Source organism: Gordonia sp. NPDC058843 (genome assembly GCF_042743165.1).
Classification (GTDB): domain Bacteria; phylum Actinomycetota; class Actinomycetes; order Mycobacteriales; family Mycobacteriaceae; genus Gordonia.
In genome coordinates, this window is record NZ_JBHYNC010000043.1 from 1 (window position 1) to 13,218 (window position 13,218).

Below are 13,218 nucleotides of genomic sequence, written 5' to 3' on the forward strand. Positions count from 1 at the left end.
TCTCGCAACGTGTCTCACCAGGCCCTTCGAGGCTCGTCGCTAGCGCTCCTCGCACCTCAGGGACCAGGGGTTATGCGGTTCTTTCGGATTAGGGAGCAATGGGGCGCCGCTATCGCTCCTCGCACCTCAGAGAGCAGGGATGGGTCGCTTCGTTCGGATCAGGGAGCAGAGGTGGGCCTCGCACTCACAGAGCAGACGTGGCGACCCGTTCAGGGCGCAGCAGCCTCCGCCAAGATGCCGGCGAGTTCGTCCAGGCTGTAGGGCGAGGTGGTCTTGTGGTCGCGGTAGGCGACGAAACTCGCCTGCTGTGACTCGAATCGGCCGATGAATCCACCGGCGGCGCTGAAGATCTCGCCGGTGATGTGCTCGGCCTTGTCACCGGCCAGGAACACGTACAGCGGGGCGACGTACTCCGGTGGGGCGGGATCCAGAGCGGCATCGCGCGTGAGGTCGTCGAGAATCCCGCGTCGATGAAGCCCTTCGATGTGGGCGACATAGTCGTCCCCGGAGGACAACCGCGACTTCGCGCCGGGCATCACCACGTTGACACGCACCCGGTGATCCCGGAGGTCGGCGGCTGCGGCGAGAGCGAGCGCGTTGACACCGCCCTTGGCCGCGGGATAGCCGCTGCCGCCGAACATCCCGAGTGAGGCGGCCGAGCCGGTCAGAACGATCGACCCGGAGCCCTGCTCGACGAACACCCGGCCGGCGGCCTGTAGCAGGTGGAACGCGCTCAACAAATGGGCGTCGACCTGCGCACGAAACTCGTCCGGAGAGATCGTCAGGACCGTCGAACCCGGCGGTTCGGCGATGCCGGCACAGTTGATGGCGATGTCAAGGGCGCCGAACTCCGCCAGTGCGGTCTCGACCATCGCCTGTGCCACGCCGTCGTCACCTGCAGAGCCGGGGACGCCTACCGCGTAGCCCCCACCCCCGCGGATCTCGGCCACCGTGTCCGCGACCGCCTGCCGGTCACGTCCGTTGACGACGACCGAGACCCCCTGCCCCGCCAGGGCGTACGAGACGGCGAGACCGATACCCCGGGTCGCCCCGGCGACCACGGCGACCCGGCCCCCGAGTCCCGCGCCGCCGGGAGACAAGCCACCGCCGGAGGTCACGCCGAGCTGCCCACCGGCGTTATCGGGATCGACCGCCCACGGTCGATGAATTCGAAACTCGCACCCCCGCTGAAGCGTGCGACGGCCACCTCGCCGTACTCCTTGTGCGGACTGTCCGCCGTGACGATCCGGATGACGAGATCGCCGTCGTCCTCGGTCGTGTCCGCGACAGCGAAGTACGGGTCGACGGCCGTGGCGGCAGCCTGCAGCGGCTCGAGGTGGTCGGCGTCGAGGACTGATATCCAACCACCGTCGGTCATGGCGTCGGAATCCCGAGGGATACGGACCTCGACGGTGTCTCCATGGGCCTCGGCCGTGAGCCCGGTGTACTGCGTCGGACCGAAACACGGGTGCAGGGCGAGCACCTGGGCGAGTCCTGCCGCATCGGTGGACAGTCCGAGTGCGACGCGGATCCGGTCGGCGGCGAGTCCGGCGATGCCGGTCAACTGCTTGCGGTAGATCTCGATGGCCTGCTCCTCGCTCTCGGCAGACCTCCGCAGGCTGACGAGGAACCCCAGCGACAGCAGCTGATGTTGCAGCGCAACCTCTTCGGCAACCCGCACCAAGGCCGACGTCGACCATTCCGCGAACTGCAAGTCCTCGACGAGCGGGCCGCGGTAGTCGACCCAGCCGTCGGTCTCCGTGGTGTCGATCGGCGACAGGACGAGTTGACCTGCCCGGGTTCGGAACATGTCCACGGAATCCGGGGGCAGCGGCAGCTCGTCACGATCCGGCTCGATCGTGACAGTCCACTCGCAATGTGGCGTGCGGTCGACGGGGCGACGTGGCGGACGGTGCACCGGGCGGATACGTGCCCGACGATTGGTGGCGATTGCCGTCGCGTCGAAGGTGGGGTCCTCGATGTCGTGACACATGGTCGTCACGTAGTCGTCGCCGAGGGGTTCGACGTCGAGCAGCGCACCGCAGTGATCGAGCACGAACGACCCGTGATACTCGTCGTCGATGCGGTACCGGAAATCCATGAACTGCGGTGGCGCACCGATGTCGAGTTGCAGACACTTGAACATGTCCTCGACACCGTCGCCTTCGATACCCAGAGCCTCACGCATCCGATGCGTGTACACCGGGCTTGCCGCCATCCACTCCTCGATGGCGACCTTGCCCATCACGTCCCGGCCGAAAGCACTGATGAGATGTGCCATCCCGCTGCGGTCGATCATCTGACCCGACAGCAGCAGTTCCGGTACGAGCACGGCGAGCTGATCCTGACTCAGACCTTGGTAGGTCGGGGCTGTGGAAGTCATCTCAGATCACCAGAACGCGACCGGGGCCTTGCCGAAGTCGTACCATCCCGGGAGGTTTCCCGGCGCCGACTTCTCGACCCGCTTCAGCATCGGCTCGCTCATGGCGTTGTTCTTCAGCATCTCGATGAACAGCGCCGACACATTCCCATAGTCGAAGAAGTCACGCTGCCAGCTGAACTGGAAGTTCCCACCGTACTTGAACCAACTGCCCTGGATGCCCTCGAGGGCGTAGTGGCTGCCGTCCTCGCGCGTGCCCTCGTAGATCTGCTTCCACAGACCGATCATGTCGCCGGTCTTGTCGTCGATGACCCAGGCCTGATACGGGTACTCCCAGCCCTGCAGGCCTTCCATCTCCTGGCCCAGGGCGAGCTCACGGATCTCCTCGCGGCCCACCGCCATGAAGTCCTTCTTGGGCCCGTAGTTCCACCCGTAGGTGGCGTCCTCGGTGTAGAAGTCGGCCAGGGGCTTCCAGTCCCCCGCCTTCTCGGCCTCGATGTTGGCGGCGAGCCACCGCTCCTTCATTTCGTCGAGTTCGGCACGGTCAAAAGACATGTGTTCCACCTTTGTTCAATCGTTCTGGGCTTGCGAGGGTGACGTGTTCAGAGCTCAGCCCTCGATGATCCGAAGGGCTTGGGTCGGGCAGTAGTGCACGCCGGCCTCGACCTCGGCGCGCTTGGCTTCATCGGGGTTCGCGTCGAGGATCTCCACATGGTCGGTGTGCGCGGCGAAGACCTCGGGCGCTTCGAGTTCGCACATCCCATGCCCCTGGCAGAGGTCCAGGTCCACCTCGACGCGCATCACGCGCCCTGACGCTTGCGATAGGCGACGCGGCAGGGCTGCTGCAGTTGGACGACCATCTTCGAGTGGTCGTTGCGGTAGCTCTCCGGAGGCTGGAGCATCTCGAACTCGTAGTTCTGGAAGAGCACCGAGAAGATCGCCTTCAACTGCATGATCGCGAATTGCGCACCCACGCAACGGTGCCGGCCCGCGCCGAAAGGAATCCACGTCCATCGGTTGACCAGGTCCTCCTGACGCGGCTTGTCGTAGCGATCGGGATCGAAGCTGTCCGCGTCGGTGAAGTCCTCGGGCAGCCGGTTGGAGATCGCCGGCGAGACGGCGATCGACTGGCCGGCCTTGACCTCGAAGTCCTCGACGTGAAAGTCGTTCTGCACCACACGCATCAGGATGATGAGGGGCGGGTGCAGCCGCAGTGCCTCCTTGAGCGCGTTCTCGAGCTGCGGCATCTGACGGGTGTGGGCGAAGGTGTACTCCGGGCGCTCGCCGGGCGGGGTCTCGCCGTAGATCTCGTCGAGCTCCTCGTAGACCCGTCGCATGTAGTCGGGATTGCGCAACAGTTCGATGAGGGTCCACGCGGCCGTACCCGACGTTGTGTGATGACCGGCGAACATCATCGAGATGAACATGCCGGTGATGGTGTTCGCGTCGAACCCGACCTGGACGAGGACGTCCATGAGGTCGCGATCTTCCTTGTTCTCGGTCGGATTCGCGATCCGTTCGTCCATCACACCCTGGATGAACTCGACCAGTTCGGCGCGGGCCTCGTCGCGCTTGCGGAAGCTCTCGATGTCTGCTTTGTAATCCACGTAGGCGATCGGGTCCGTACCCTTTTCCAGGTCGTGGAAGAGGTGGGCGATGTGTCCGTTGAGTCGTTCCCGGAACTTCCGTCCGATGAGGCACGACGACGATGTGTAGAGAGTCAGCTCGGCGAAGAAGTCGAGAAGATCGATCTCCCCCTCGTCACCCCAGTCGGCGATGATCCGCTCGACCTCGTTGGGGATCGTCACCGCATGCTGCTTCATGTGTGCGCCCTTGAGCGCCGAGTTGTGGATCGCCTTGGACCGCTCCTCGGGGCTCGTGTCGAACACGACGCCCTCGCCGAACACCGGGGTCATGAACGGGTAGGCGGCCGCCTGGTCGAGATCCTCCTCGGGCGCACGGAAGAATTCCTCGTTCGCCGCCGATCCCGACACGAGTACCACCTCCCGGTCGGCGAGCTGGAACATGCCGACGTCCCCGCACTCCTCGCGGACACGCCAGAACAGCGCGAGCGGATCGGTGGCGAGCTCGTCGAGATGTCCGTGTTCGCCCTCGCCGCCGGAGACGCGATTCGGTTGCTTAAGGCCTGATTCGGTGATGGCAGTCATCCATCCGTCCCCTTCTCCTGTGATCCCTGTCGTTTCTTGTCGCTGATCGCGCCTTCGGCTTCCACCTCGACCGATCGCATGTGCGCGCCGCGGGGCATGGTGACCATGGCCGCGACGGCCTGCGCGATGTGTTCGGGCGAGAGGAAATTGCCGTGCCGGGCCAGACCGTGCGCGATCCAGTCGTTGAGCATGTTCTCGGTCGCCTTCGGATCGAGGTTCATCCCCATGCCGGTGATGGTCTGTCCGGGACGGACGACCCCGGCCCGGACGCCGGTGCCCTCGAGTTCGAGCTGGATGGTCGCAACCAGCCCGTCGATGCCGGACTTGGCGGCGACATACGCCGATGACCAAGGTCGCGGATGGACGGCCACATCGGACCCGATGAACACGAAATCTCCTCGGGCCCGGTCGATCATGCCGCCGATCACGGCGCGGTAGATTCGATAGGCGCCCGTGAGATGAATGTTGATCTGGTCCGCGAAATGGTCGGTTCCGGTCTCATAGGAGAGCCCGATCGCAAGGTCGCCGGCGCCGGCGACGACGATCTCCAGCGGCCCCAGGGCGGCCTCGGCTTTCGCGATGCAGTCGAGCACCGACTGTTCGTCGGTGACGTCGAGTGGCACCGCGACGGCTTCGCCACCGGCCGCGGTGATCTTGTCGGCCAGTTCCTGCAACTTCTCGACGCGACGTGCCGCCAATGCTACAGGATACCCTGCGGCGGAGAGCAATTCGGCGGTAGAGGCGCCGATTCCCGACGACGCGCCGGCAACCAGAACCGGACGACGCTCCGGATGGGGACGGAAAGCCATCAGCGCACCGTCACCTTCATCGGGAGCTCGGCGAAGCCGCGCACGTTCACCGAGTGGACCCGCACCGCCTTGTCGGCGTCGATGTCCACTGCCCGGATCGACTTGACGACCTCGGACAGGCCGATGTTCGCCTCGAGACGCGCGAGGTGCGCGCCGAGGCAGAAGTGGGCGCCCAGCCCGAAGCTCATCAAGGCCTGGCTGCAGTCACGACCGATCTCGTACCGGTCCGCGTCGGCACCGAACACCTCGACGTCGCGGTTCGCCGAACCGACGAGCAGGAGTACGCGATCGCCCTCCGGGATCACGAAGTCGCCGTAGGGGGCGTCCTCGATCACGCGACGCACGACGATCTGGGTCGAATTGTCGTAGCGCAGTGTCTCCTCGGTCCATTGCGGGACGACGACCTCCGGGTCGGCGAAGACCTTCTCGAGTTCATCGGGATTGCGCCACCCCCAATACAGGGCGTTGGCAAGGAGTTTGGTGGTGGTCTCGTTGCCCGCCACCACCATCAGCACCATGAACCCGACGATCTCGTCCTCGGTGAGTTTCGTCTTCTCACCGGTCTCGTCGTCGTCGATCTCGGCCGCGATGAGGGCCGAGACCAGATCCTCGCCCGGGTTCTTGCGACGGTCGGCGATGAGTTCCGAGTAGTACTTGTGCAGTTCGATGTAGGCGTACACCGCGGCTTCGGGGAGGTCGAGATCGCCGTCCTCTCGGTGCAGCAGCAGGTCGGACTGGTGGCGCAGCCGGGTGCGGTCGGCCTCGGGGACACCGAGCAGCTCGGACACGACATCCATCGGGAGCAGGGCGGCGAAGTCGTGGACGAAGTCGAACTCACCCTTGTCGAGACACTTGCTCCAGTGCTGATGGGTGAGAGCGGTGATCCGGCCGGTGAGTTCGTTGACGCGGCGTGGCGTGAAACCCTTGGAGACCAGTTTGCGGATACGCATGTGTTTGGGGTCGTCCATGGCGAGGAACGACATCGACTTGTGCGCGTCGGGACCATACGCCGAGGGGTCCATCGACACGCCCCAACTGTTCGAGAGTCGTTGTGTGTCACGGAACGCGGCACGGACGTCGGCATGTCCGGCCAGCGCCCAGAAGTTCATCCCGCCGTGGTAGTAGACCGGCGCTTCGGTCCGCAGGCGGTGATAGGTCGGGTACGGATCCTCGTGGAAACCATAGGCATACGGGTCGAAGGGGAGCTCGTGCTCCATCCCCGACACCGTCGTCGTTTCGGTCATCACTTCTCCATCAGTAGATGTGCGGCTGCGACAAGACGTTCGGAGGTCTGCTCGTAGGTCATGTGCCCCATACCGGCGTAGACCAGACCGCCGGAGTAGATCATCTCCAGGGCATCGAGCAGCGGACCCGGATTCTCGGGGTCCACTTCGAGTGCGGAGGCAAGACGACGTCGGATGAACGCGCCGATCCGCACCCGCAGATGTTCGACGTCTGGGTCGGTTCCCAGCAGGGCCACCGTCACCGCTCCGCCCAGCTGGCCTTCACCGGCGACGACCAGCGCGACCTCGCGGAGAACCTGCGCGACGCGCTCGCTCCGTGGCGCTCCGGGATCCGGCTCCAGGACACCGGCGGAGAGGCGACGCCAGAACACCTCGGCCACCAGATGACTCTTCGACGAGAAGTAGGTGTATGCGGTGGCCGGCGCGACGCCGGCGATCTTGGCCACCGTCCGCACGGTGAGGCCCTCGAAACCCTCTGCGTTCAGCACATCGACCGCGGCATCGGTGAGGCGTGTGACCGTTTCCGCCTGCTGGCGGGTCAGCCTGCGGCGGGTGGATTCCTGAGACACGGGGCTGGACATGTGAGCCACGCTACACTAGGTTTGAACGCGAGTCCAGACACCTGTCCAGATGGAGTTCCAACTCATGCCTCTTCGCCCCGAATCCGCGTCGGATCTGCTGATCGACGGAAAACTCACCCCCGGGAGCGGTGGCGTCTTCGACGTCGTCAATCCCGCAACCGAGGAGGTCATCGGGCAGGCGGCCGACGGCACCTCGGCCGACATGGACGCCGCCATCTCGGCCGCGCGTACCGCCTTCGACACCACCGACTGGTCGCGCGACCACGCGTTCCGCGCTCACTGCCTACGTCAGCTACGCGACGCCCTGCTCGCCCACGGCGACGAGCTGCGCGAACTCACCATCGCCGAGGTCGGCTGCCCGTCGTTCCTCACCCACGGACCACAGTTCGAGGGACCGGTCACCGATCTCGGCTACTTCGCCGATCTCGCCGAGAATTACGAGTGGACCCGCGACCTCGGCACCGCCAAACCCATGGGCCTCAAGAACCACCGGGAGCTGCGCTCGGAGGGCATCGGCGTCGTCGGCGCGATCACCCCGTGGAACTTCCCGCACCAGATCAACTTCGCCAAGATCGGGCCCGCTCTCGCCGCCGGGTGCACGGTGGTGCTCAAGCCCGCACCCGACACCCCGTGGTGCGCGGCGCTCGTCGGCAAGGTCGTCGCCGAGGAGACCGACTTCCCGCCCGGTGTTCTCAACATCGTGACCTCGACCGACCATCAGCTCGGCGCCCAGCTCAGCACCGACCCCCGCGTCGACCTGGTGTCCTTCACCGGCTCCACCGCGACCGGCAAGAAGGTGATGGCAGCCGCATCCGAGTCGCTCAAGAAGGTGTTCCTCGAACTCGGCGGCAAGTCGGCCTTCATCGTGCTCGACGATGCCGACATCGGATCCGCCTGCGCCATGGCCGCCTTCAACGTCGTCACCCACGCCGGGCAGGGGTGTGCGATCACCACGCGTCTGGTGGTGCCGCGCAGCCGACTCGAGGAGGCGATCACCGCCACCCGTGATGCGATGGCCGGACTGCCCGCCGGGGACCCGACCGACGGCGGCACCATCTGCGGACCGGTCATCTCGGCCCGGCAGCGGCAGCGCATCGAGTCCTACATCGAACTCGCCACAAGCGAGGGCGGCACCATCGAGGTCGGTGGCGGACGTCCGGCCGACAAACCCGCCGGCTTCTTCGTCGAGCCGACGCTGATCTCGGGCCTGGACAACTCGGCACGTGTCGCGCAGGAGGAGATCTTCGGCCCGGTGCTCGTGATCATCCCCCACGACGGCGACGACGACGCGATCCGCATCGCGAACGACTCGCCGTACGGCCTGTCGGGCATGGTCTACGGGACCGACGAGGAGCGGATCAACAAGGTCGTCAACGGCGTCCGCACCGGGACGATGGGCGTCAACGGCGGGATCTGGTACTCCGCCGACGTTCCGTTCGGCGGCTTCAAACAGTCGGGCATCGGCCGCGAGATGGGCGTCGCCGGTTTCGAGGAATACCTGGAGACCAAGGCCGTCGCGCGGCCGGCGTGACCCTTCGGGGCTCGTCGACCTCGACGCGCTCCTTCGTCGCCTACTCGGCCCGGCGGCTATCGCTCCTCGTAACTCAGGGTGCAGATTCCACCGCTCCCTGAGGTGCGAGCGAAGCGAGTCACGAAGCGCCGCTACATCATTCACACAGAAAGCAGGACAATGAGTTCCAACCGTTTCGAGAGCAAGACCATCATCGTCACCGGTGCAGCCGGCGGGATCGGCGAGGCGTACGCCCGCGCGCTCGCCGCCGAGGGCGCCAACGTCGTGGTCGCCGACCTCGCCGACGAGAAGGGCAAGCAGGTCGCTGCCGACATCGGCGGTCTCTACGTCAACACCGATGTCGCCGACGAGGATTCGGCAAAGGCGCTCGCCGCGGCGACTGTCGACGCCTACGGGTCGATCGACGGACTGGTCAACAACGCGGCGATCTACGGCGGGATGAAACTCGACTTCCTCATCACCGTGCCATGGGACTACTACAAGAAGTTCATGAGTGTGAACCTCGACGGTGCCCTCAACGTGACGCGCGCCGTCTATCCGCACATGACCAACGGTGGCGGCGCCATCGTCAACCAGTCCTCGACCGCCGCTTGGCTGTACAGCGGGTTCTACGGTCTGGCGAAGGTCGGGGTGAACGGCCTGACACAGCAGCTCGCCACCGAGCTCGGCGGCCAGAACATCCGCGTCAACGCGATCGCCCCGGGACCCATCGACACCGAGGCCACCCGGACCACGACGCCCAAGGAGATGGTCGCCGACATCGTGAACCGACTGCCGCTGAAGCGTTTCGGCACCCCCGAGGATCTCGTCGGGATGTGCCTGTTCCTGCTGTCCGACGAGGCCGGTTGGATCACCGGGCAGATCTTCAACGTCGACGGTGGTCAGGTCATCCGCTCATGAGCGAGCCGGTATCCGCCCGGTTGGGCTATGTCGGCCTCGGCAACATCGGCGGGCCCATGGCCGGGAGTCTGGCGGCCTGGTCCGGCGGGTTGACGGTGTTCGACCTCTCCTCCGAGGCGATCGCGAAGGTCGTCGACAAGGGCGCCACCGCTGCGGATTCGCTCGCCGGCCTCGCCGCGTCGACCGACATCATCGGTATCTGCGTCCTCGACGACGCCCAGGTCCGATCGGTGGTCGCGGGACAGGACGGTCTGCTGTCGGCAGCTCGCCCGGGCACCATCATCACCGTCCACTCGACGATCGGGCCGGAGACCGCGGTCGAACTCGCCGAACAGTGCGCAGCTCGCGACGTGACCCTGCTCGACGCCCCGATTTCCGGTGGTGCGATGGGCGCGGCGTCGGGCCGGCTCGCGATCATGGTCGGCGGACCGCGGGACGCGTACGAGAAGCTGAAGGAACCGTTCGCGCTCACTGCCGACATGCTCGTCCATGCGGGTCCCGAGGTCGGTTCGGGCACCCGGATGAAGCTGGCGCGTAATCTTCTCCACTTCATCTCGTTCACCGCTACAACCGAGGCCGCCCGACTGGCCGAGGCCGCCGGAATCGACATCGCCAAGCTGGGCAAGGTGGTCCGGCACTCCGACGCCGTCACCGGCGGGGCCGGGGCGATCATGCTGCGCGACACCACTGCCCCGGTCGCCGCCGACGATCCCTGGTACGGAATCCTCACCGGTGTTCGTACCCTGGGCGAGAAGGATCTGACGCTCGCACTCGCGCTCGGCGACGAACTCGGTGTCGACCTGCCCCTCGGGCAGCTCGCGCTGCGGAATCTGGCCGCCGGGCTCGGCGTCCCCCACCTCGAAGGAGAACCAGCATGACCCGATCCAACATCTCCGACGAGGCGCCCGACGAGGCGCGCAGGCGCGGGCTCGCCAAGATGTCCGAGGTCTACGGCTGGGAAGTGAGCGACGGCCCGGGCGACTACTTCGCCCACACCGCCGACCAGGTGTTCGGCAACGTCTGGGCACGGGAGGGTCTGTCCAACCGTGATCGCAGGCTGCTCCTGCTCGGTGCGCTCGCCGCGAGCAACAACATCGATGTCGCCGAGATCCAGGCCGGCGCCGCCCTCGGGAACGGGGAGCTCACTCCCGAACAGCTCGAGGAGATCAGCCTCTTCCTCTGCTACTACGTCGGCTGGCCGCAGGGCACCAAGATGCACTTCATGTTCGGCGAGGTGATCAAGCAGCACCGGAAGAAGAAGTGAGTCAGCTCATGCGATTTCGGGTCCTCACCGGCGGCAACGGGTGTTCGCTGCTGAGTGCCTCGCCGCTGCCCGACCTCTCCGCGGCCGGGTACACCGACGCCGAGTACGCGGCCACGGGGAGTGCCCGCTCGGTCGTCGGTGAGACCGGTGCACCCACCGCCGAGTTCACGACCCGCATCGTCGTCCGGCGCCCCGCGGAGGCCGCGGCCTTCAGCGGTTGTGTGGTGGTCGAGTGGCTCAACGTCAGCAGCGGCACGGACGCTGCCGCCGAATATTCCTATTTGGCAGCCGAACTGGTCCGGGCCGGGCACGCGTGGGTGGGTGTGTCGGCCCAGTACGTCGGCGTCGAGGGCGGATCGGGTTCGGTCGGTGTGGCGACCGGCGCGCCACAGAGCCTGGCCGTCAAGGACCCGGAACGGTACGCCGGTCTGCACCATCCGGGTGACGCCTACTGTTACGACATCTTCGGCTCGATGGGGCAGGTCGTCCGCGACACGACTGCTGCCGACCATCCTCTCGCGGGCCTATCCGTCACGACCGTCCTCGCGGTCGGCGAATCCCAGTCGGCGATGGCACTGACAACCTATGTCAACGCGGTCGATCCGGGCACATCACCGTTCGACGGCTTCCTCATCCACAGCCGCGCGGCCGCCGGGCTGCCCGCGGGCGAGGTCGGCTCGGGGATCGACGTGGTCACCGTCTTCGGGCGCGAACCCACCACGATCCGCGCCGATCTCGACACCCCGGTCTTCGTTGTCCAGACCGAGACCGACGTCCTGACCAACTTCCGCTATCACCTGGTGCGTCAGCCCGACACCGATCGGCTACGGGTCTGGGAGATGGCCGGCACATCACACGCCGATCTACACCAGGTCGGCGAATTCGAGGAGTTCCTCGGATGTCCCGACCCGGTCAATCGCGGCCAGCAGAGGTTCGTCCTGCGAACGGCGTTGCGACACCTGCGATCCTGGGCCGACGGCGGCGACCCGCCTCCGGTCGCCGACCCGCTGCTCCTCCGGGACACCGGCGGTCCCGACCCCGTCTACGAACTCGACGACCTCGGAAACGTCCGGGGCGGGGTCCGCACACCGTGCGTCGATGCGCCGACCCAGATCCTCAGCGGGATCGTCGCCGACCCGGTGTCCCGGATCTGCCTGCTGTTCGGGACCACATCCCCCATCCCCGCCGACGAGTTGGTGGCACGGTACGGAACGCGCGGCGAGTACGAGAAGCACTACCGGGATGCCGCAGACGCCGCCATCGCGGCCGGATTCGTCCTCGCCGACGACCGCGACGAAGTCCTCGCCGACGCCCATCCGGAACTGATCCCGAGCTGACCCCTCGCCGATTCCCCTCGGCGCGCTGCGGTTTGAAAATCACCATGACTCCAACGGTGCCGGTGGCGTCGAGATCTCAGTAGCGTCCCAGAAGTCCTGCCCAGCCCTCTCTCAGGCGGATTTCGATGACTCTAGAACTCACGACACCGGTCGGTGTCGCCCCCGGCCCGTCCGCGGCCGGGCCCGTCGACGCGCCGTCTGACGGTCCGGCCGCACAGGGGCGTCGACGACGGTTCTCCCGCCACGCCGCGACACGCACGCTCCGTCAGTCCATCGGCCTGATCCTGGTGGTCGTCGTCTGGCAGCTCGGCGCGCGCGGATGGCTCGGCGCCACCACTCCCGCACCCACCGAGGTGGTCGAGGCGGGCTGGGAACTGATCAGTACCGGCGAACTCTGGACGCACCTGGCCGCCTCCGGTCGTCGCGTCGCGATCGGACTGGCGATCGGAATCGCCATCGGCGCAGTGCTGGGCGCGGCTGCCGGCCTCTTCAAGGTCGCCGAGGACCTGGTCAACGCACCGGTCCAGGTACTGCGGATGATGCCCGCCGTCGCCCTCGTCCCGGTCTTCATCATCTGGTTCGGGATCGGTGACTCGTTCAAGATCGCCTTGATCATCGTCGCCCCGATCTTCCCCATCTATCTCAACTTCCTGGCCGGGATCCGGGGCGTGGACCAGAAACTCATAGAAGCCGCCGAATCCCTGGAGCTGACGCGCTTCGAACTGGTGCGATACGTGGTCCTGCCGGGTGCGCTACCGCAGATCTTCGTCGGGCTGCGGCAGGCGCTGGGCATCGGCTGGCTGGTCCTCGTCGTCGCGGAGATGCAGACAACCCCGGTCGGGCTGGGCTTTCTCATGAACGACGCCAAGGAGTACCTCCGGACCGATCAGATCTTCCTGGTCTTGGTCATCTACGCGGTCCTCGGACTGCTCACCGACATCGGCGTGCGAATACTCGAGCGACGATTCCTGTCGTGGCGCAACGGATTCGAAGGAAGGTGAGTT

14 protein-coding genes are annotated in these 13,218 nt (G+C 66.2%); 6 read left to right on the forward strand and 8 right to left on the reverse strand.

Features of this window, described 5'->3' with window-relative positions:
* Positions 1-209: 209 nt before the first annotated feature.
* From ACFW3F_RS21000 to ACFW3F_RS21035, 8 genes are read right to left on the reverse strand one after another with little or no spacing between them, the layout of a single operon-like run.
* Positions 210-1,118 carry an SDR family NAD(P)-dependent oxidoreductase gene (locus ACFW3F_RS21000; protein ID WP_388060850.1) on the reverse strand — a complete coding sequence of 303 codons (909 nt, stop codon included), beginning with the start codon at positions 1,116-1,118 and terminating at the stop codon, positions 210-212.
* Entirely contained in the window at positions 1,115-2,383 is a 1,269-nt protein-coding gene (locus ACFW3F_RS21005) for a hypothetical protein (RefSeq protein ID WP_388060852.1), read from the reverse strand. The genes ACFW3F_RS21000 and ACFW3F_RS21005 overlap by 4 nt, the downstream gene beginning before the upstream one ends.
* 6 nt (positions 2,384-2,389) lie before the next feature.
* Complete coding sequence (locus tag ACFW3F_RS21010) at positions 2,390-2,935, reverse strand: nuclear transport factor 2 family protein (RefSeq protein WP_388060854.1); 546 nt, start codon at positions 2,933-2,935, stop codon at positions 2,390-2,392.
* Between the two features lie 54 nt (positions 2,936-2,989).
* On the reverse strand, positions 2,990-3,181 hold the full coding sequence (locus tag ACFW3F_RS21015; RefSeq protein ID WP_388060922.1) for a ferredoxin: 192 nt from the start codon (positions 3,179-3,181) through the stop codon (positions 2,990-2,992).
* Positions 3,181-4,548 (reverse strand): cytochrome P450, encoded by a 1,368-nt coding sequence (locus ACFW3F_RS21020; protein WP_388060856.1) that lies wholly within the window; start codon positions 4,546-4,548, stop codon positions 3,181-3,183. Before ACFW3F_RS21020 ends, ACFW3F_RS21015 begins: the two co-directional genes overlap by 1 nt.
* Positions 4,545-5,357, reverse strand: a complete 813-nt coding sequence (locus ACFW3F_RS21025; protein WP_388060858.1) for an SDR family oxidoreductase — start codon at positions 5,355-5,357, stop codon at positions 4,545-4,547. Before ACFW3F_RS21025 ends, ACFW3F_RS21020 begins: the two co-directional genes overlap by 4 nt.
* A complete protein-coding gene (locus ACFW3F_RS21030) occupies positions 5,357-6,601 on the reverse strand; it encodes a cytochrome P450 (RefSeq protein ID WP_388060861.1) in 1,245 nt (414 codons plus the stop codon). Before ACFW3F_RS21030 ends, ACFW3F_RS21025 begins: the two co-directional genes overlap by 1 nt.
* Positions 6,601-7,182: a TetR/AcrR family transcriptional regulator gene (locus ACFW3F_RS21035; protein WP_388060863.1), complete on the reverse strand. Its 582-nt coding sequence runs from the start codon at positions 7,180-7,182 to the stop codon at positions 6,601-6,603. The genes ACFW3F_RS21030 and ACFW3F_RS21035 overlap by 1 nt, the downstream gene beginning before the upstream one ends.
* 64 nt (positions 7,183-7,246) lie before the next feature.
* On the opposite strand from ACFW3F_RS21035, the gene ACFW3F_RS21040 reads away from it, so the two are divergent.
* From ACFW3F_RS21040 to ACFW3F_RS21065, 6 genes are all read left to right on the forward strand, one after another.
* Positions 7,247-8,713 carry an aldehyde dehydrogenase gene (locus tag ACFW3F_RS21040; RefSeq protein ID WP_388060865.1) on the forward strand — a complete coding sequence of 489 codons (1,467 nt, stop codon included), beginning with the start codon at positions 7,247-7,249 and terminating at the stop codon, positions 8,711-8,713.
* Positions 8,714-8,872: 159 nt separating this feature from the next.
* Positions 8,873-9,613, forward strand: a complete 741-nt coding sequence (locus ACFW3F_RS21045; protein ID WP_388060867.1) for an SDR family oxidoreductase — start codon at positions 8,873-8,875, stop codon at positions 9,611-9,613.
* Positions 9,610-10,491, forward strand: coding sequence for an NAD(P)-dependent oxidoreductase (locus ACFW3F_RS21050; RefSeq protein WP_388060868.1), 882 nt, complete (start codon positions 9,610-9,612; stop codon positions 10,489-10,491). Before ACFW3F_RS21045 ends, ACFW3F_RS21050 begins: the two co-directional genes overlap by 4 nt.
* Positions 10,488-10,877 (forward strand): carboxymuconolactone decarboxylase family protein, encoded by a 390-nt coding sequence (locus ACFW3F_RS21055; protein WP_388060870.1) that lies wholly within the window; start codon positions 10,488-10,490, stop codon positions 10,875-10,877. The genes ACFW3F_RS21050 and ACFW3F_RS21055 overlap by 4 nt, the downstream gene beginning before the upstream one ends.
* 8 nt (positions 10,878-10,885) lie before the next feature.
* The gene (locus ACFW3F_RS21060) at positions 10,886-12,214 is read left to right on the forward strand and encodes an alpha/beta hydrolase domain-containing protein (RefSeq protein WP_388060872.1); all 1,329 of its coding nucleotides are present in this window, start codon (positions 10,886-10,888) and stop codon (positions 12,212-12,214) included.
* A 125-nt stretch (positions 12,215-12,339) separates the two neighbouring features.
* Complete coding sequence (locus ACFW3F_RS21065; RefSeq protein WP_388060874.1) at positions 12,340-13,215, forward strand: ABC transporter permease; 876 nt, start codon at positions 12,340-12,342, stop codon at positions 13,213-13,215.
* The last annotated feature ends 3 nt before the right edge of the window (positions 13,216-13,218 follow it).